The organism is Scandinavium sp., from assembly GCF_032012665.1.
Classification (GTDB): Bacteria; Pseudomonadota; Gammaproteobacteria; order Enterobacterales; family Enterobacteriaceae; genus Scandinavium.
Window position 1 is genome coordinate 102099 of sequence record NZ_DALZVG010000006.1, and the last position, 17842, is coordinate 119940.

A 17842-nucleotide genomic window follows, 5' to 3' on the forward strand; every position below is an offset into this window, starting at 1 on the left:
GCGTCAGTCGTCAGCAAGCGAACAGGCGGTGCCGTTCGGCCCGCCGCTTTCGCCGATGTAAGTCAGAACTGATAGTTAATGCCTATGCCTCCTCCGGCTTCGTCGCTGAAAAGCGTACCGGTACGGTAGCTCATTCTGGCGCTGGCCGACCAGTTCGCCGCGAGCTGTCCCTGGAGCCCCAGCTCTGCAAGCATGCTGCTGTCGGTGCCCTCCCTGTAGGACCTGCTTCCGTGACTGTCGGTAAGCATCAGCGTGGATCCTCCTTCATCACCTGAATATTGCCAGGCGAGATCGGCCGTTACCGCCAGCGGCAATTCGCCCAGCGGCTTACTTGCTGACAGGCCGGAGGCAAAGCGCCAGGGCGTTCCGGAACTTAGCGAAATTCGGGCATCTTTCCCTGTCATCGAATAGCCGGAAACCGCAGCAGCACCCAGCTCCGCGTATGGGGTCAACGTGAATCCCCATGGGCTGACCGGAAGCCGGTAGCCTGTGCGCAGGCTGGCGGCCAGAATGTCGCTGTCCTGTTTCTGTTTCCCCATCTCCAGAGAGGGATCGAGGCTAAAGTCCTGTGTCAGGCGCATATACTGGGCTGAAAGATCGACGCTCAGTCCCTGGCTTTCCCAACCGTAGTAGGCACCTGCGGCATAGAGGTTATGCTGCTCGCGTCCAGCGCCTTTGACGTTGCCCTGAGTAATGCTGGCGCTGAGTCCATACAGCTGGTTATCGACAAAATTGTCTACGCCCACGTTCAGCACGCTGCGGGTGATATCCGACCGGCCATATCCACCGCGCGTTTGCTCTATGTTTGCCCAGGCCCCGTCCGGTGACTCCGCCTGGTGCAGCTGACGCGGGCGGCTCTGAAGCTCATTCGATGCTCTGTCCAGAAGATAGCGGCGCGTGTCCATCAGCGTCCGCGTATCCTGAATAAGGCGGAGATTATCGCTGGCAATCAGCCAGCTTCCCTTGTCGCTGTCTGGTGCAGGTTTTTCATCCGGCTTAGCTTCTGGTGACGGTTTTACCTCGTGGCCATCGTCCGGTGAGGCGGTGTTGTTATCAGGCGGAGTGTTACTACCGTTGTCCGATGGGGTTGCGTTGCCGTTATCAGACGGAATATCACTGCCGTTATCCGGTGGGGTGGTGTCGTCATCAGGTTTGTGTTCCTCCTCACCGCGAAGCAGCCACCGTACTCGCCCGTCAGCATCCTGAATTTGATAGTCAGGGGTGTAGAGCGTGAAGCCGCGAGGCATCGAGGCCAGACGGAAGTAGTCGTGGCTCGTTCCTCCTGGCGCGTCGGCGAACACCACGTTCTGTTTTAGCGACGATAAATTCTGAATATCGCCCTCGGGCACTATATTCAGCGTATTGCTGCCGCCGGTGACTTTATTGCGGATCGTCAGCGTATCGCTGGTTCCGGCGGCGGCATCCAGACCTAAGCTCAGCAGCGCGCCCGTGGCGTTGAGTTCGTCGACCGTCAGTGTTTTGGCGCGCCAGGCGGCGTTCTGTGCCGGTAAAAAAGAGATTCGGCTTCCCGACACCGCGGCCAGAGATGAGACCGTGCTGCTGTCCGTCATTTGCCACAGGGAGGTTTTCGCCATGTTCATGCTGCTCTGCGCCTGGCCGCTGAGCATACCCTGCCAGGCGACTTTACCAAGCTGGAGGTACGCGCCGTTGTCGAGAGTAATATCGCCCCGGAGAGTGCTCTGCGGCAGGGCATCTGCCACCGCCTGCGAAAGAGGGGTCTGGCCACAGCTGGCATCAGCGGCGTTTATCACGGCAAAGCAGCGCCACAACGGTGAGCCGCCGTCTTCTGCATCACGATACCCCAGCATAATCTGTGCCCCGTTGGCGGCGTTGATATTCGCATCTACCCGGGCCCAGGTACCGACCTGCAGGGCGGCACCCGGTTGAACGTTGATGGCACGGGCCCTGAAATCGGCGGTCTGCCAGTCGTCGTCATAGACCACGCTCCCCGCATGGGGAACCGGCTGACCGGAGAGCAGCAGCGTTCCGGCCTTCACGTTAATGGTGCCGTTGATGTTCGAGCCGCCGGTCAGTGCCATCACCGAACGGGTGCTTTCAGGCATCGCTACGTTGAGGTTCAGTGTGCCCTGGGAGCGTGTCGGATCCCGCTCGCCGAGGAAGCCCCGGAACACCAGACGATTGCGCTCCCCTGTAATCACAGAGACGGCCTGCTCCTGATTTTCTCCCATATATTCCCAGGTATCAGTACTCATTCCGTCTGTCGGGAAATAGGAGTAGGAGGACTTTTTCAGTCGGAAATACTCGGTCTTATGGCTGTGGGGATTGTTATAGACATAAAGATCGCCGGGCGTTCCTTTACGGGCCGAGGTCCAGCTGTGTATCTCTGTTTCATCCCGGGAGTGGCCCGTCAGCGTGAGCGTGGAGGCGGCAGAAAGGCTATGGTTTATCAGCGTGGCGCCGTCATCAGTGTGGTTTATCTCCCGAAAGCTGAGGCTGGTGCCGTTTAAATCCAGCGAGCCGCCGCGGTAGCCAAAAAAGATAGCATCGGGGCTGACCTGATTCGCATCGCCGAGCACCACCGTTGGGCGTCCGCTGACCAGAGTGACGGAGGAGAATGCCTGCTTGTTTCCCGCGCCGTCCGGCTGCTGGTCAAGTACGACGGTGCCGTCACCGGTGTTCAGGGAGCCAGGGTTAATTCCGATAGCGTTGACGCGCAGCGTTCCTTTGCCGATCTTATGCAACGCATCACTGGCAACGCCATTGACTCCCCACAGAACCTGGCGTCCTGCATCGACCTCAATCCCGCCTCCTGCCCAGGTTGCCGCCGGATTGCTACCGGGCTGAACGGCGTAATCGGCAGAAAACTGTAGCTTACCGGCACCCATATTAATGGCGTCGTCAAGCATAAGGCGGCCGCCGGCGCCGTTAAAGCGAAGATCTTTAGTTGCGTCAAGCTCCTCATTGCTCGCCTGTGACGGGGCCAGATTTTTATATTTTTCAGCAAGCCCCGCCCAGCGCCAGCGGCTGCTGCCCTGGGTGATAGCATCCTGCGCCCAGAGGATGTCTCCGGTACCGGTTGTATCGGTGACATCGGGAACGCTATTTATGGCCGGGATATCCTGCAGATAATTATCCGGTATGTACTCTGCGCCACTGATGCGTTGGTAGATGCCTTTGTTACTGATGCTGGCGTGATGTACGCCCGCCAGCTTCCACATTTCTTCCAGTTCGTCATAAACGAAAATTGGGCTTCCGCTATCGCCACTAATCGCGGCGGCACTGAAAGGGGTGGAGTTTGGGGTATCCGGCCCGTCGTTCTTCCAGCGCAGGGTGCCATCCGGCAGAGTCACTGAGGCGTTAGCGAAGGTACCGCCGCTTTTCCACTTGTACGCACCGGCGATCGCCAGTTCCTCGGTTTGTTTGATCGTCGCTGATTTGCTTCTGCGTGCCGCCGCCGGTGCGGGCATACCAGTAATAGCGCGCCCGGTCGCCTGAACGAATAGTGGATTTATCGACGATGGTCGCCGGGGCTGCATCCGTCACGACTTTATTCAGGCGGGGAAGGTGGAAGTCGATATTGGATATCTGGCTTTCATTTCGGTTGATGAGCTTATAGCTGGCCGCGTATTTTGCACCATTGCCAAATGAGACGCTTTGATACCCTGTATTATGGCGAACGCTGGCAACATAGGAAGGCGAAACCAGCGTGGAATAGCCGCCGTTTACGACCATTCCGAAATCAGGAATACGAAATTGCAGATAGTCATCAAGCGTGCCGTCCTTTCGATATACCGGTATATGGGTAGCTCCAACCTGGTATTTACCCAGATTTTCTCCGAAGTCCCTGTAGTCCTGAACGGAAATATCATGGCGCATAACGCTGGCGCACGTTCCGGCAGAAACCGCCAGGGAACAATAAAAGAGCGTGTTTATTTTTTTCAAAGCTAAGCCTTAGTATCCATCAATTATTTTTATTATTCCGAAGAGGGGCAATATGGCTTCAGGAGTGATAGTGCGCGATAATTCTCCCTGAGGTACTGCACTCCATTTTTGCAAACCCACATCCGAATGTGTGTGCATATTTCTGCTGCCGTGGCGGCGCCACAGAAATTAAATATAGCCGCAGCGGTCAGGCTGAAAGGTGGAATGTATCCTGGCAATGAGCGCGGATCGTGTCAATGGCGAACAGACTAAGGGAACGGGCAGATTACGTCATTGCGGGCCAGCGGAAAGAAAGTAAATATGTAGCAATGCTTAACAAGCTGAGCGGAAGCCAAATAGCCTTCATCGGCAAATAATAGCCAGATTGTGGCTGGCATCGGATGTTAGTTCGCCTGACTTTGATGAGCGTTTTTCTGAAGAGGATCCTTTTTTAGGAATATTCCACAGGAATGATTAGTGACGTTTTATTTATTTCCCCCGGCCTGCGTGATTAGCAGCTGTAACCTTCCGTTTTTTTTCAGAATATTCTCGGGCTGGTTGATGCAACAGGAATATCAGGTAGCGGCGGGAAAAATTCAGTTTGAGTGCGGAAAGTTATCTGAAGTCATATAAGAAAGTGTCGAGTCCTGCGGTCTGCTCATTCCGTTCAGGTGCGCACTTTGTGTGCCTGTTCTCATGCTCTTCCGACGCTGCTGGCCAGGACAGCGCGACAGCCACACGAAGAAAAAGGCATGGCAAAGGGCGTGAGAGGCTGAACCCTGTTCGTTTAGTCTTTATTGAGGTTATGCGTGATAGGATTACATCACGATGCAACCAGGCAAGGAATAGCCTGTACTGCAGACTAACCAAAACACAAATCTATCCATGCAAGCATTTACCGCCACACCGTTGGCGGTTTTTTTCGTCTTTTTCGGGGCAAATAAAAAGCCCCTTGCACAGACTGCAGCAAGGGGCTGTTAAGGGTGGGGATTGTCAGTATTCATCAGTCATCCCATTTATGGCTGAAATATGCAGCAAGGAAACCGGAAAAAACGATGATTCCTAATACTGCGATAAAGACATGCATATTTCCGAGCATGGTAACCTCCATTGAAATTAAAGTTAAACGATAACGCCTCTCTTACCTTTTTTAGCCGCGATGAACACAGATTAACCGAATCAACCTAAACGAATCATGAATTATGTGGACTATTTTGTTAATTACGTAAATTTTTTGCGATAAGCCTGTGGGCTAATGGCGAACTGCTGTTGGAAATGATGACGTAAGGCGCTGGCGCTACCAAAGCCACTGTTCAGGGCGACTTGCTCAATGCTGATGCGACTCTCGCTAAGCGCCTGCTGAGCCTGACGCAGGCGCTCATTAAGCAGCCAGTGGGCAGGGGTAACGCCGGTGGCTTCCCGGAAGCGGCGCAGCAGCGTGCGCTGACTCATGCCGACGCGGCGTGAAAGTGACGCCAGCGAATGGGGTTCTGCAAGATGCAGATGTAGCCAGTCGAACAGCTGGCCGAGTCGCTCGCTCTCCCGGCTGCGCGCCACCGGCCGTTCAAGATGCTGCGTCTGCCTTCCATCCCGGTGCGGCTGTACCACCAGCCTGCGGGCGACATTGTTCGCCACTTCTAACCCAAAATCCTCACGCACCACGTGCAGGCACAAATCGATCCCTGCGGCGCTGCCCGCCGAGGTCATTAGCTGCGAGTCACCCACGTACAGGACATCGTCCACCACCTTTATGGCCGGAAAACGCTGACGAAGTTCATCGGTATAGCGCCAGTGAGTGGTGGCCTGCTGTCCGTTCAGCAGGCCGCTTGCCGCAAGGACGAACACGCCGGAGCAGATTGAGATCAGCCGACAACCTCTCTGATGCGCCAGGCGCAGGGCACTGCACAGCTTTTCCGGCACAGGCATATTCGCACCGCGCCATCCGGGGATAACAATCGTATCGGCCTGTTCAAGCAGCTCATAGCCACCGTCTGTCATCAGCCGCACGCCGCCCGTGGCTCGCAGCTCGCCTTCATCGACGGCCGCCACCGCAAAGCGGTACCAGCTATCGCCAAGCTCCGGGCGTGGCAAACCGAAAATTTCAACGGACACGCCAAATTCAAATGTGCAAAGGCCATCATAGGCGAGAGTGACAACAAGCGGTCGGGAAGCGGCAGGGCAGCCAGGCGCGGTCATGGGCGGTTTCATCTCAATAACTCAGAAGGCTTTAACATGCCTGTGGCGGCAGCTTCAAGTCAAACGGCTTCCCTTCCCGAAGCTGAGGATAAAACCATCAGTCCATGCATGAACAGGGTGAAAAACATAACTGCCCGGGCCGAACTTTGTTAAGGTAAACGTTTGCGCATGGAGGATTAATTGAATGCACCCTAAAAAAGTACTTTTTCAGGCAATAACCGCCTGTTGCCTGACGCTCCCGGTAATCACTTTTGCACAATCTCAGGAAAAAAGGCCGATTGTGGTACAGGGCGCTATGCCTGTTGAGGCTGAACGTTTTGCTCAACGTCTGGACAATGCGAAAGAGGAACACATTGGCGAGTGGCGCTTCTGGCGCGGTACGGTGGATGGCTATCCGGTGGTGGTATCCGAAACGCTGAAGGGAATGTCCAACGCGGCGGCGGCTACCGCGATTGCCGCCACGCAGTTCCAGCCTGCGGCGTTTATCAATCAGGGTACCGCAGGTGGGCACGATCCTGCGCTGAACGTTTATGACATCGTGCTGGGCAAGTATTCGGTCAACCTCGGTGCATTCAAAACGCCGCATAAGCTGAAAGGGGAAGGTAGCGATTCCACGCAGTGGAAACCGATGGATCTTCTGGCGTCGAAGGGCAGCGCCGGGGAGGATAAAAACCCGCATACTATCCGCAAATTCCCGGCTGACCCGCAGCTATTGGCGATCGCTGAGAGCGTTAAAGACAGCTACAGCAAAGGAAAAGTAGTTGAAGGCGTTATTGGTTCGGCGGATCTCTGGAACAGCGAGCTCGATCGCATCAGCCATTTCCATAAGGATTATCAGACCTCAGTTGAAGAGATGGAAACTGCTTCAGCAGCCCAGGTTGCCGCGGCGTTCTCCGTGCCGTTCATCGGCATCCGCGTGTTGTCCAATAACATCACCAACAACGGCAAGTACGATCCCAATACGGGACTGGCCTGCCAGGACTATGTTTATCAGGTGGTGAAGACCTACATAAGCAAGCTGCCATCCGCGAAAGAGTAAAGACCCGCCAGGATTGTCACGATCCTGGCGATTTTTGGCCGGAGTGAGGGCGGCAAGGGGATGCTGGTTCATGGTGAGATAGTGGCCTGTTAACACAAGCCAAAGGAAAAACCATGAGCTATGTTTCTGAATTCTCTGCTGCCACTCCTGATGAAGCCATTGCCCATTTCCAGCGTCGCCTGAACGTCGAGACGGACTGCGCGGACGTACATGCCGCTATCGAAAATCACGATATGGACTTTGTTCTGCTGCATGTGGTCGGCTCTGCGCAGGCTTTTGCCCGTCGGCATATTCCTGGAGCACTGCATCTGCCGCATCGCCTGATGACCGCCGAACGAATGAACGAATGGCCGCCGGAGACGCTGTTTGTCGTCTATTGTGCTGGTCCGCACTGCAACGGGGCGGACCGGGCCGCACTGAAGCTGGCACAGCTCGGCAGGCCCGTGAAGCTTATGATCGGTGGACTGACCGGTTGGGAGGATGAAGGATTAGCCTTCGCGACATCATGAATTTTCTTCACGGCTGATGAATTTATCTCGTTTGCCTGCGCCTCTCCCGCATGGCAAGTTGAATATATAGCCATCCAGAAGTCTAAATTAATATCGTTAATTATCACGCCAGGCAATCAGTTGCCTGGCGTCAAGGAGAGACCATGACCCAGTTCGCTGCACCATACCGCGCCGATATTGTCGGCAGTTTCCTGCGCCCGGACAGCATTAAGCACGCCCGTCAGCAGTTTGCAGAAGGGGAAATTGATGCCCTGACGCTGCGCGCCGTAGAGGATGAAGCGATCCTGCGTGTGGTTCAACAGCAGTGCGACTGCGGCCTGCATGTAGTGACCGACGGTGAGTTTCGTCGGGCCTGGTGGCATTTCGATTTTTTCGATGGCCTCCAGGGCGTTGAGTGTTATGACTCAGACAAGGGGATTCAGTTCAACGGCGTTCAGACAAAAGCCCACGGCGTGCGCGTCACCGGGAAACTGGGCTTCGGCGACCACCCGATGCTCAATGACTTCCGCTACCTGAAAAGCATCAGCGGTAATGCACAGCCAAAAATGACGATTCCGAGCCCGAGCGTGCTGCATTTTCGCGGTGGTCGTAAAGACATTGATGCCACCGTTTATCCCGATCTGGCCGATTATTTCAACGACCTTGCCACGACCTGGCGTGATGCCATCCGTGCTTTCTACGATGCAGGCTGCCGCTACTTACAGCTTGATGACACCGTCTGGGCCTATCTGTGCTCCGACGAGCAGCGTCAGCAGGTGCGCGAGCGCGGCGACGATCCGGATGAGCTGGCAAAAACCTATGCCCGCGTGCTGAATAAAGCGCTGGAAGGCAAGCCGGATGATTTGACCATTGGACTGCACGTTTGCCGGGGCAATTTCCGTTCAACCTGGATCTCTTCCGGTGGCTACGAGCCCGTGGCGGAGGTGCTGTTCGGCACCGTGAACGTCGATGCCTTCTTCCTCGAATACGACAACGACCGTTCAGGTGATTTCCAGCCGCTGCGCTTCGTGCGTCCAGGCCATCAGCAGGTGGTTCTGGGGCTGATAACCACTAAAAACGGCGAGCTGGAAAACCCGGAAGGGGTGAAGGCTCGCCTTGAGGAAGCCGCGCAGTTTGTCGCGAAATCACAGATTTGCCTGAGCCCGCAGTGCGGCTTTGCTTCAACTGAAGAAGGCAACAGCCTGAGCGAAGCTCAGCAGTGGCAAAAAGTACGCCTGGTAACGGAGATCGCCGCTCAGATCTGGTAATCCGCTCAAAAGGAGGCAGCGTTGCACCGTTTTAAAGCAGCGCTGCCGCTGAATTTGCCGTTCTACTCTGTAATCACAGCGATACCCCGCCTGCAAACCACCTGTTTTTCTGAACCTTTACGACCTGGCATCCTTTTTGCCTGACTCCTGATGACTACACCGATGTTATTAATCCTTGTTGCCTTTATCTCAGGAGTGAACCATGCGCCGTCGAACACTGCTTAAAGCTTTTGCTCTCTCTGCCTCCACGATTGCCCTGGGTTTTAGCGTCAGCGTCTATGCGGCTGACACCATTAAAGTGGGGATCATGCATTCGCTCTCCGGCACCATGGCGATTTCAGAAACGCCGCTGAAGGACGTGGCGCTGATGACCATTGATGAAATCAATGCCAAAGGTGGCGTGCTCGGCAAAAAGCTGGAGCCTGTGGTGGTGGACCCGGCCTCGAACTGGCCGCTGTTTGCCGAAAAGGCCCGCCAGCTGCTGACCAAGGATAAAGTCGCGGTCGTGTTTGGCTGCTGGACGTCCGTGTCACGGAAATCGGTCCTGCCGGTATTTGAGGAGCTGAACGGCCTGCTGTTCTACCCGGTGCAGTACGAAGGCGAAGAAATGTCGCCGAATGTGTTCTATACCGGAGCGGCGCCAAACCAGCAGGCCATCCCTGCGGTGGAATATCTGATGAGCGAAGACGGCGGGGCGGCTAAGCGCTTCTTCCTGCTGGGCACGGATTACGTCTATCCGCGCACCACCAACAAAATTCTGCGTGCTTACCTGCATTCTAAAGGCGTTCAGGATAAAGACATCGAAGAGGTCTACACGCCGTTTGGCTACAGCGATTACCAGACTATCGTCGCCAACATCAAGAAATTCTCCGCAGGGGGCAAAACGGCGGTGGTCTCGACCATTAACGGCGATTCGAACGTTCCCTTCTATAAAGAGCTCGCTAACCAGGGCGTGAAGGCCACTGACGTGCCGGTAGTGGCGTTCTCCGTAGGTGAAGAGGAGCTGCGCGGCATTGATACCAAACCACTGGTCGGCAATCTGGCCGCGTGGAACTATTTCGAGTCCGTGGACAATCCGACCAACCAAAGCTTCGTCGCGGACTACCGCGCATACGCGAAGGCGCACAAGCTGCCTAATGCCGATACCGTAGTGACTAACGATCCAATGGAGGCGACCTGGGTCGGCATTCATATGTGGGCGCAGGCGGTGGAGAAAGCGGGCACCACGGACGTCGACAAAGTCCGTGCTGCGATGGCCGGACAAACCTTTAAAGCACCGTCGGGCTATACGCTGACGATGGATGCCACCAACCACCATCTGCACAAGCCGGTGATGATCGGCGAAATCGAAAGCAACGGCCAGTTCAACGTGGTGTGGCAGACCGACAAACCGGTTCGCGCGCAGCCGTGGAGTCCGTACATTCCTGGCAACGACAAAAAGCCGGATCGGCCAATGAAAATGGCGAGCAACTGACAGGGCTGTCTGGTGGATGAATAGTGAGGCTGCCTTTCTCCCTCTCCCTTTGGGAGAGGGAGCGTACAGGACATTGAATCGCACTTTCGCCACTCAAAATGAAACGGTGCCACAGGAGGCGACCATGACATTGATTCGCAGGCTGCTTACCGTCGCCTGGCTGCTGCCATGTTTCGCCCATGCGGGCGACGCAGATGACTTCGTGGCGGCAAACCGCAGCCAGCAGTCGGCATTGCTGGAAAAATGGGCGGCAGATCCGCAGCCGCAACGCGTACCATTGCTACAGGCTTTGAGCGCGGAGAATCTGCGTTCTGACAGCGCCCGCCACGCCTTTGTACTGGACAAAGGTGAACCCCGCGCGCTGGATTCCGCAGCCCGGTCGCAGGGGGAACTGAAACCTGTGCGCCTGACCAACCGTCTGCGCAATTTAGTCGCGGGCGCGCTGGCTCCGCATCAGCTGGTGAGTGACAGTGTCACTAAACGTCTGGCGGCGGCGAAAACGCTTCAGCGAGACGCCTCGCCGGATCTTATCCCTTTGTTGCAAAAACGGCTGTCCGTGGAAACGGATGCCACCGTGAAGCAGCAGCTGGAACTGGCACTCGCCAATTTACAGCTCACCAGCCCGGATGCCGCGGTTCGCAGACAAGCGATGACGCTGCTGGGGCACTCAGCCGATCCGGAAACCCAGGCGCGCCTTCAGCCTTTTACTGATGAACAGCACGAACCGGATGCCAGCGTGCGCGTGGCGGCAGAAAAAAGCCTGAAGCAAATTCAGCATCGTCTGTTCTGGGGGGACATTCTTGGTCAGGCGTTTATGGGGATTTCGCTGGGATCGATTCTGCTTCTGGCCGCACTGGGGCTGGCTATCACCTATGGCCTGCTTGGTGTTATCAACATGGCGCACGGTGAAATGCTGATGCTTGGAGCGTACAGCACCTGGCTGGTGCAGCAGGCGCTCAGCCAGTTTGCACCGCAGTGGCTGGCCTTTTATCCACTGCTGGCGCTGCCGGTGGCTTTTGCCGTCACCGGAGGGATCGGCATGCTGCTGGAGCGCACGGTGATCCGCCATCTCTATGGTCGTCCGCTGGAAACGCTGCTGGCGACGTGGGGTATCAGTCTGATGCTAATCCAGCTGGTGCGCATGCTGTTTGGCGCGCAGAACGTCGAGGTAGCCAACCCGGCCTGGTTGTCTGGCGGGATTCAGGCGTTGCCGAACCTCATTCTGCCGTGGAACCGCATCGTGGTCATTGGCTTTGTGTTGCTGGTGCTGTGCTTTACCTGGCTCATCCTTAACAAAACCCGGCTCGGATTGCGCGTGCGGGCAGTAACGCAAAACCGCGCGATGGCGGCCTGCTGCGGCGTGCCGACAGGGCGAGTCGATATGCTGGCCTTTGGGCTCGGCTCCGGTATTGCCGGTCTCGGCGGCGTGGCGCTTTCTCAGTTAGGTAACGTTGGGCCGGAACTCGGCCAGGGCTACATTATTGATTCCTTCCTGGTGGTGGTGCTCGGCGGCGTCGGGCAGCTGGCAGGGAGCGTGGCGGCCGCATTTGGACTTGGGATCTTCAATAAAATTCTTGAGCCGCAGATGGGCGCTGTACTGGGCAAGATTTTGATTCTGGTGCTGATTATTCTGTTTATACAGAAGCGTCCGCAGGGGCTGTTTGCACTGAAAGGGAGGGTCATTGACTGATGAGCCAGCCACTCACCTTAACGCTTGCCCGCCGGGCGCCGCAACCGCTGCGCTGGGCCGGCATTTTCGCTGTTCTGGCACTGCTGATGATGCCGTTTCTGGCGCTGCTGCCTGCCTCGCACCCGCTGGCAGTTTCCACCTGGACGCTGACGCTGGTGGGGAAAATCCTTTGTTACGCGGTGGTCGCGGTAGCGCTGGATTTAGTGTGGGGCTACGCAGGGATGCTGTCACTGGGGCACGGTTTATTCTTTGCGCTGGGCGGTTATGCAATGGGCATGTACCTGATGCGCCAGGCTGCGGGCGATGGTTTGCCTGCTTTTATGTCTTTTTTATCGTGGAACGACCTGCCGTGGTTCTGGTGGGGTACGCAGCATTTTGCCTGGGCGATGCTGCTGGTCGTGCTGGTGCCAGGTCTACTGGCGTTGGTTTTTGGCTGGTTCGCTTTTCGCTCGAAAATCAAAGGCGTCTATTTCTCGATCATGACTCAGGCACTGACGTACGCGGGCATGCTGCTGTTCTTTCGTAACGAAACCGGGTTTGGTGGCAACAACGGTTTTACCGGGTTTACCACCATTCTGGGTTTCCCGGTGACGGCAACCGGCACACGCGCAGCGCTGTTTCTTGCCACGGTGATCCTGCTGCTGGTGACGCTTGCCATCGGCATGCTGCTCGCCCGCAGCAAGTTTGGCCGCATCCTGACGGCGGTGCGCGATGCGGAAAACCGGCTGATGTTCTGCGGCTACGATCCGCGTGGCTTCAAGCTGCTGGTGTGGACGCTTTCTGCCGTGCTGTGCGGCCTTGCAGGCGCGCTTTACGTGCCACAGGTTGGCATTATCAACCCCGGAGAAATGTCGCCGACCAACTCAATTGAGGCTGCTATCTGGGTAGCGCTCGGCGGTCGCGGTACGCTTGTGGGGCCTATTCTTGGCGCCGGGCTGGTGAACGGCGCAAAAAGCCTGTTTACGGTGGCGATGCCGGAGTACTGGCAGCTGTTCCTCGGCCTGATTTTCATCGGGGTGACGCTGTTTCTGCCCCGTGGCGTGATTGGCCTGCTGCGCAAAGGAGATAAATAATGCATCCCGATGAAGGACTTTTTACTCGCCAGCTGCCAGGGGATCGCTATCGCGACCAAACGGATCCGGTGCTGTTGCTGGAAAATATCAACGTCAATTTCGACGGTTTTCAGGCGTTGACCAACCTCTCATTACAGATAGGCGTAGGCGAACTGCGCTGTGTGATTGGTCCGAATGGTGCTGGTAAAACCACGCTGATGGACGTGATCACCGGTAAAACGCGGCCCCAGAGCGGCAGGGCCATTTACGACCAGTCGGTGGATTTGACCACGCTGAACCCTATAGCCATCGCCCGTCAGGGCATCGGTCGAAAGTTTCAGAAGCCAACGGTGTTCGAAGCCTTAACCGTGGCGGAGAACCTGGAGCTGGCAATGCGTGGCGATAAGTCCGTCTGGGCGAGCCTGCGGGCAAAACTCTCCGGCGAGCAGCAGGACCGAATCGATGAAGTCCTGCAATTACTGCGTCTGGAGGGCGAGCGTGCGCGGCGAGCCGGACTGCTGTCGCATGGCCAAAAGCAGTTTCTGGAAATCGGCATGCTGCTGGTGCAGGAGCCACACCTGCTGCTGCTCGACGAACCGGCTGCGGGCATGACCGACGCGGAAACCGAATACACCGCTGAGCTGTTTCGCACGCTATCCGGCAGGCATTCATTAATGGTGGTTGAGCACGATATGGGGTTTGTTGAAACCATCGCCGATCGCGTTACGGTACTGCATCAGGGACAGGTGTTAGCGGAAGGCTCGCTGAAGGACGTACAGGCCAACGAGCAGGTGATTGAAGTGTATTTAGGGCGCTAAGGAGGCGGGATGTTAGAGGTTCAGGAACTGCATCAGTACTACAGCGGCAGCCATATTCTGCGCGGCGTCAGCTTTACGGCGAAGCCGGGGGAAATCACCTGCCTGCTGGGGCGAAACGGGGCCGGAAAAACCACGCTGCTGAAATGCCTGATGGGGCTAATTCCGGCGCGTAGCGGCACGGTAAACTGGCAAAGTAGCAACATCACTCAGCGCAAGCCACACCAGCGTGTGCAGGCCGGAATGGCCTATGTTCCGCAGGGGCGAGAGATTTTCCCGCGCCTGACGGTAGAAGAAAATCTGCTGCTGGGCATGTCCCGTTTTTCGGCCCGCGAAGCGGCCAGGGTGCCGGAAGACATCTATCAGCTTTTCCCGGTGCTGCGGGAAATGAAACACCGCCGAGGGGGCGATCTGTCCGGAGGGCAGCAGCAACAGCTTGCTATCGGTCGCGCGCTGGCCAGTCGGCCTCAGCTGCTGATACTGGATGAACCGACGGAAGGCATCCAGCCATCGGTGATCAAAGAGATCGGGGAAGTGATCCGTGAGCTGTCCCGACGTGGTGAGATGGCTATTCTGCTGGTGGAGCAGTTCTACGATTTTGCTGCCGGTCTGGCCGATCAGTATCTGGTGATGTCTCGCGGCACGATCGTTCAGCAGGGGCGCGGAGAAAACATGGAAAATGACGGCGTGCGGGGAATGGTAACGATTTGATTTGTTGTTGCCCGGTGGCGATTTGCTGGCCGGGCCTGTGCGTTATTCAGGAACTGTAGGCCGGGTAAGGCGAAAGCCGCTACCCGGCGCTGGGTTTAAGATTGGGCTGAATAATCCATTTTGCTCAAATCAGCGATAAGCCCTGGGCCCTGCGGCTGCCAGCCGAGCTGCTGGCGCGTCCACTCACCGCTGGCACGCAAATCTATTGTTGCGAAGGCGGCGAACCAGCCGAAATGCTCCGCGGCCTGTTCCGGTTTCAGCGAAACAGCAGGGATGCCCAGCCCTGTTGCCACGGTTTCCGCAATCAACCGTGAGGTAATGCTTTCCTCCGCCACCGCATGATAGCGTTCGCCATGTTTGCCTTGCTCAAGCACTTTCACATAGAGTTCAGCCACGTCATCCACGTGTGCGGCACACCAGGCATTTTCACCTTCGCCAATGTACGCTGCGACGCCTTTTTCCCGCGCAAGCGGAATGTAATAGCTGATTAAGCCCTGACGCTCCGTGTTATGTACCTGGGGCAAACGCACCACGCGCACGTCGATGCCGGAATCCAGCAACTGATTGCCTTCCAGCTCTGAGGCTACGCGAGGGTTCGGATGGGCCGGGTTAAAATACTTTTCAAGAGCAGGCTGGCCGTCGCCATTATCGCCCATTCCCGTGCCGGAAGTGATAAGCAGTGGGCGCTGGCTGCCCTGCAACACAGAACCGATAGCGCGAATAACGCGGCGATCCTTCTCGCAATTTTCTACAAAGCGACTGAAGTCATGATCGAAAGCGGTGTGGATCACCGCATCACAGTGTTCAATGCCTGCTACCCACGCCTGTGGATCTTCCAGCGTGCCGTGCTGGGCGGTTGCGCCCTTGTCGGTCAACTGACGGGCGGCTTCCTCCGAACGTACAAGCCCTGTCACCTGATGGCCACGTGCCAGCAGAGTCGATACCACACGCGAGCCAATAAAGCCCGTCGCACCGGTTACAAAAATACGCATAGCCTGTCTCCTGAGTGATTTACCGGGACAGCGTAAGCCCGGATCTCTTACTATTAAAGTAGTGACTTTATCAGGGTATAAACATTAACAGGCTAATCTATGACGCTGCTTTCTGAGAATCCATTGGGTGAGTTTTTACGGGCCCGTCGTCTGGGCATTGACCCGGCTTCGTTTGGCTTTTTACCCGGACGTCGCCGCACGCCGGGCCTGCGCCGCGAAGAGGTGGCCCAGCTCGCCAATATCAGCCCGACCTGGTATACCTGGCTTGAGCAAGGCCGTGGAGGTGCCCCTTCCCGGGAGGTGCTTAACCGTATTGCCGCCGGGCTGCGGCTGACGTCGCCCGAACGCGATCATCTGTTTATCCTGGCTTTTGGGCATCCACCGGAAAACCGGGTGAGCCCCTCCGACAGCATCACGCCGCGGTTACAGCGCGTACTGGACAGCATGATGATTCCGGCGATTATCAAAACCGCGACCTGGGACGTGGTGGCATGGAACCACCCGGCATCGATTGTACTGAAGGATTATGGTCAGCTCGAGCCCGGGCGGCGCAATATTCTGCGCCTGCTGTTCACTGACCCGGAAGCGAAGGAGATGCAGGAAGATTGGGAGGGCGTGGCGCGGCTTATCGTCAATGCTTTTCGGGCGGATGCCGCGCGCCTGGGCGCTTCAGACGAAATCGATCGACTGGTGGCGGAGCTGTCCGCTCAAAGCGCCGATTTTGCCCGCCTGTGGCGTAATAACGATGTCGCCGGGCACGGGGAAGGGTTAAAGCGGCTGAACCACCCGCAAATCGGGACCATTGCGCTGGAGTTCTCCACCTTCTCGGTTGAAGGGCGGCCGGACCTGACGATGATGGTCTTCAATCCGGCAACCGGGGACAGTAAAGAGAAAATAGAGCGCTGGATCGCCACGAACCCGCTCCGATGCTGAGTCAGGCGGTTTTCAGCTCGCGATCCCACGCTTTGACGCTCATCCCGCGCAGGATCATCAGCCAGGCCAGGACGATAGCCAGCATCATGATGGCAAACAGCGTCCAGGCCGGCAGAGAAGTCAGAATCAGGCCAGTGATCATCGGGTTGGCTGCCGCGCCGAGCCAGCCCAGCGCCTGAGCAGAGAAATAGCTCGCCTTCATGCCCGGCGGCGCAATGCTGTCGATAAGCATGTATTCGCCAGGCGCATAGATGATTTCACCAATGGTAAACACCGCGGCGGCAATGCCCCAGTACACCAAATTTTCGCCCGAGAAAATAAATCCGCCAAGGCCCAGCAGGAAGCAGAGCGTCCCCACGACCATCAATGGGCGAATGTTGCTGGCCGTGATCTTCCGGCCAACAACATATTGCAGGCTGACCACCACCACGGCGTTCACCGGCAGCACAACCGATACTACCTTTTGCGCGAAATCTGCGTCATCGGCCACCGTCAGCACATACTGCGAAATACAGGTGGCAAACGAGCCACCGACGTAAGAGGCCAGCAGCCCGGAGAGCGTAAACCAGAACAGCGCTTTATCCTTCAGCAGCACCGAAGGCTGCCAGACGGTGGCAACTTTCTCTTCACTGCTCTCCTGGCTGCGCTGGACGTAAAACTGAATAAATACCAGCGGGAAGGCGGCACAGACGGCAGCAAGCCAGAAGGGCAACTGCAGGCTGTACATCACAAGCCAGGTGCCAATCGGCGGCCCCACGGTCCAGCCGATATTCAGAAAGCTGTAGTTGAGTGAGAAAATACGCGCTTTTTCACCGACGCTCAGCACATCGGCAAACCAGGCTTTCAGCACCGTGGAGAAGACGGAGTAGGCGCAGTTGATCAGCGAAAAGAAAAACACCACAAGGATGACGTTGTTGACCAGCGGTATGGCGGCAAAACCGGCGATAAAAGCCTCAATGGCGACGATCATGTAGCGTTTTTTGTCGAACTTATCGGCGAGAATGCCAAAGCCGAGGCTGAATAACACCCCGACGGTCAGGGCTACCGTTAAGGCGTAGCCAATCGCTTCGACGCTCATGCCGTACTGGCGCGTCAGATAAATGGTCATGAAGGGCAGTGTCGCACCGCGGCCGATAGTTAACAGCAACGACGACGCCAGCAACGCTGAGGTTGAACGCTTAACAGAGGGTGTCATTGTTTATCCGACAATTGCTTATGTGATCGTTATGTTGTGTCGTATCAGGATTATCACGCGCTAAGGGGCTTGTACAGACCCCAATT

15 protein-coding genes are annotated in these 17842 nt (G+C 56.7%); 9 read left to right on the forward strand and 6 right to left on the reverse strand.

The features are described from left to right. Positions 1 to 62: 62 nt before the first annotated feature. The 4 genes from RTU33_RS07605 to ftrA all read right to left on the reverse strand — a co-directional run bounded on the left by RTU33_RS07605 (position 63) and on the right by ftrA (position 6099). The gene (locus tag RTU33_RS07605; protein WP_312626396.1) at positions 63 to 3449 is read right to left on the reverse strand and encodes a S6 family peptidase; all 3387 of its coding nucleotides are present in this window, start codon (positions 3447 to 3449) and stop codon (positions 63 to 65) included. Next, a complete protein-coding gene (locus RTU33_RS07610; RefSeq protein ID WP_312626397.1) occupies positions 3340 to 3924 on the reverse strand; it encodes a S6 family peptidase in 585 nt (194 codons plus the stop codon). Before RTU33_RS07610 ends, RTU33_RS07605 begins: the two co-directional genes overlap by 110 nt. Positions 3925 to 4906: 982 nt before the next feature. Next, positions 4907 to 5002, reverse strand: a complete 96-nt coding sequence (gene mgtS / locus RTU33_RS07615) for a protein MgtS (RefSeq protein ID WP_097163057.1) — start codon at positions 5000 to 5002, stop codon at positions 4907 to 4909. A 122-nt stretch (positions 5003 to 5124) separates the two neighbouring features. After that, the gene (gene ftrA / locus RTU33_RS07620) at positions 5125 to 6099 is read right to left on the reverse strand and encodes a transcriptional regulator FtrA (protein ID WP_312626398.1); all 975 of its coding nucleotides are present in this window, start codon (positions 6097 to 6099) and stop codon (positions 5125 to 5127) included. Positions 6100 to 6283: 184 nt separating this feature from the next. Here ftrA and RTU33_RS07625 point away from each other — a divergent pair, with 184 nt between their 5' ends. The 8 genes from RTU33_RS07625 (at position 6284) to urtE (ending at position 14636) form a co-directional block, all read left to right on the forward strand. Next, positions 6284 to 7138, forward strand: coding sequence for a 5'-methylthioadenosine/S-adenosylhomocysteine nucleosidase (locus tag RTU33_RS07625; RefSeq protein WP_312626400.1), 855 nt, complete (start codon positions 6284 to 6286; stop codon positions 7136 to 7138). Between the two features lie 113 nt (positions 7139 to 7251). Continuing rightward, on the forward strand, positions 7252 to 7647 hold the full coding sequence (locus RTU33_RS07630) for a rhodanese-like domain-containing protein (RefSeq protein ID WP_312626402.1): 396 nt from the start codon (positions 7252 to 7254) through the stop codon (positions 7645 to 7647). Positions 7648 to 7790: 143 nt separating this feature from the next. After that, positions 7791 to 8894, forward strand: coding sequence for a cobalamin-independent methionine synthase II family protein (locus RTU33_RS07635; protein ID WP_312626404.1), 1104 nt, complete (start codon positions 7791 to 7793; stop codon positions 8892 to 8894). A 202-nt stretch (positions 8895 to 9096) separates the two neighbouring features. Continuing rightward, positions 9097 to 10368, forward strand: a complete 1272-nt coding sequence (urtA, locus tag RTU33_RS07640) for an urea ABC transporter substrate-binding protein (protein ID WP_312626406.1) — start codon at positions 9097 to 9099, stop codon at positions 10366 to 10368. A gap of 124 nt (positions 10369 to 10492) precedes the next feature. Beyond that, positions 10493 to 12058, forward strand: coding sequence for an urea ABC transporter permease subunit UrtB (gene urtB, locus RTU33_RS07645; protein WP_312626408.1), 1566 nt, complete (start codon positions 10493 to 10495; stop codon positions 12056 to 12058). Continuing rightward, complete coding sequence (gene urtC, locus RTU33_RS07650; RefSeq protein WP_312626409.1) at positions 12058 to 13131, forward strand: urea ABC transporter permease subunit UrtC; 1074 nt, start codon at positions 12058 to 12060, stop codon at positions 13129 to 13131. The genes urtB and urtC overlap by 1 nt, the downstream gene beginning before the upstream one ends. Next, the gene (gene urtD, locus RTU33_RS07655; RefSeq protein WP_312626411.1) at positions 13131 to 13928 is read left to right on the forward strand and encodes an urea ABC transporter ATP-binding protein UrtD; all 798 of its coding nucleotides are present in this window, start codon (positions 13131 to 13133) and stop codon (positions 13926 to 13928) included. Before urtC ends, urtD begins: the two co-directional genes overlap by 1 nt. A 9-nt stretch (positions 13929 to 13937) precedes the next feature. After that, a complete protein-coding gene (gene urtE, locus RTU33_RS07660) occupies positions 13938 to 14636 on the forward strand; it encodes an urea ABC transporter ATP-binding subunit UrtE (RefSeq protein ID WP_312626413.1) in 699 nt (232 codons plus the stop codon). Between the two features lie 95 nt (positions 14637 to 14731). On the opposite strand, the gene RTU33_RS07665 is transcribed toward urtE, so the two are convergent. After that, a complete protein-coding gene (locus tag RTU33_RS07665; RefSeq protein WP_312626415.1) occupies positions 14732 to 15628 on the reverse strand; it encodes an SDR family oxidoreductase in 897 nt (298 codons plus the stop codon). A 99-nt stretch (positions 15629 to 15727) separates the two neighbouring features. Between RTU33_RS07665 and RTU33_RS07670 the strand changes: the two genes are divergently transcribed. Beyond that, entirely contained in the window at positions 15728 to 16561 is an 834-nt protein-coding gene (locus RTU33_RS07670; RefSeq protein ID WP_312626416.1) for a helix-turn-helix transcriptional regulator, read from the forward strand. Between the two features lies 1 nt (position 16562). Here RTU33_RS07670 and ydeE read toward each other — a convergent pair whose 3' ends face one another. After that, positions 16563 to 17756, reverse strand: coding sequence for an efflux MFS transporter YdeE (gene ydeE / locus RTU33_RS07675; RefSeq protein WP_312626417.1), 1194 nt, complete (start codon positions 17754 to 17756; stop codon positions 16563 to 16565). Between the last annotated feature and the right edge of the window lie 86 nt (positions 17757 to 17842).

Bases quoted from the DNA above. Each gene is read 5' to 3' on its own strand.
- RTU33_RS07605 (WP_312626396.1), bottom strand. From the start codon at position 3,449: ATGCCCGCACCGGCGGCGGCACGCAGAAGCAAATCAGCGACGATCAAA.
- mgtS (WP_097163057.1), bottom strand. From the start codon at position 5,002: ATGCTCGGAAATATGCATGTCTTTATCGCAGTATTAGGAATCATCGTT.
- ftrA (WP_312626398.1), bottom strand. From the start codon at position 6,099: ATGACCGCGCCTGGCTGCCCTGCCGCTTCCCGACCGCTTGTTGTCACT.
- RTU33_RS07625 (WP_312626400.1), top strand. From the start codon at position 6,284: ATGCACCCTAAAAAAGTACTTTTTCAGGCAATAACCGCCTGTTGCCTG.
- RTU33_RS07630 (WP_312626402.1), top strand. From the start codon at position 7,252: ATGAGCTATGTTTCTGAATTCTCTGCTGCCACTCCTGATGAAGCCATT.
- RTU33_RS07635 (WP_312626404.1), top strand. From the start codon at position 7,791: ATGACCCAGTTCGCTGCACCATACCGCGCCGATATTGTCGGCAGTTTC.
- urtA (WP_312626406.1), top strand. From the start codon at position 9,097: ATGCGCCGTCGAACACTGCTTAAAGCTTTTGCTCTCTCTGCCTCCACG.
- urtB (WP_312626408.1), top strand. From the start codon at position 10,493: ATGACATTGATTCGCAGGCTGCTTACCGTCGCCTGGCTGCTGCCATGT.
- urtC (WP_312626409.1), top strand. From the start codon at position 12,058: ATGAGCCAGCCACTCACCTTAACGCTTGCCCGCCGGGCGCCGCAACCG.
- urtD (WP_312626411.1), top strand. From the start codon at position 13,131: ATGCATCCCGATGAAGGACTTTTTACTCGCCAGCTGCCAGGGGATCGC.
- urtE (WP_312626413.1), top strand. From the start codon at position 13,938: ATGTTAGAGGTTCAGGAACTGCATCAGTACTACAGCGGCAGCCATATT.
- RTU33_RS07665 (WP_312626415.1), bottom strand. From the start codon at position 15,628: ATGCGTATTTTTGTAACCGGTGCGACGGGCTTTATTGGCTCGCGTGTG.
- RTU33_RS07670 (WP_312626416.1), top strand. From the start codon at position 15,728: ATGACGCTGCTTTCTGAGAATCCATTGGGTGAGTTTTTACGGGCCCGT.
- ydeE (WP_312626417.1), bottom strand. From the start codon at position 17,756: ATGACACCCTCTGTTAAGCGTTCAACCTCAGCGTTGCTGGCGTCGTCG.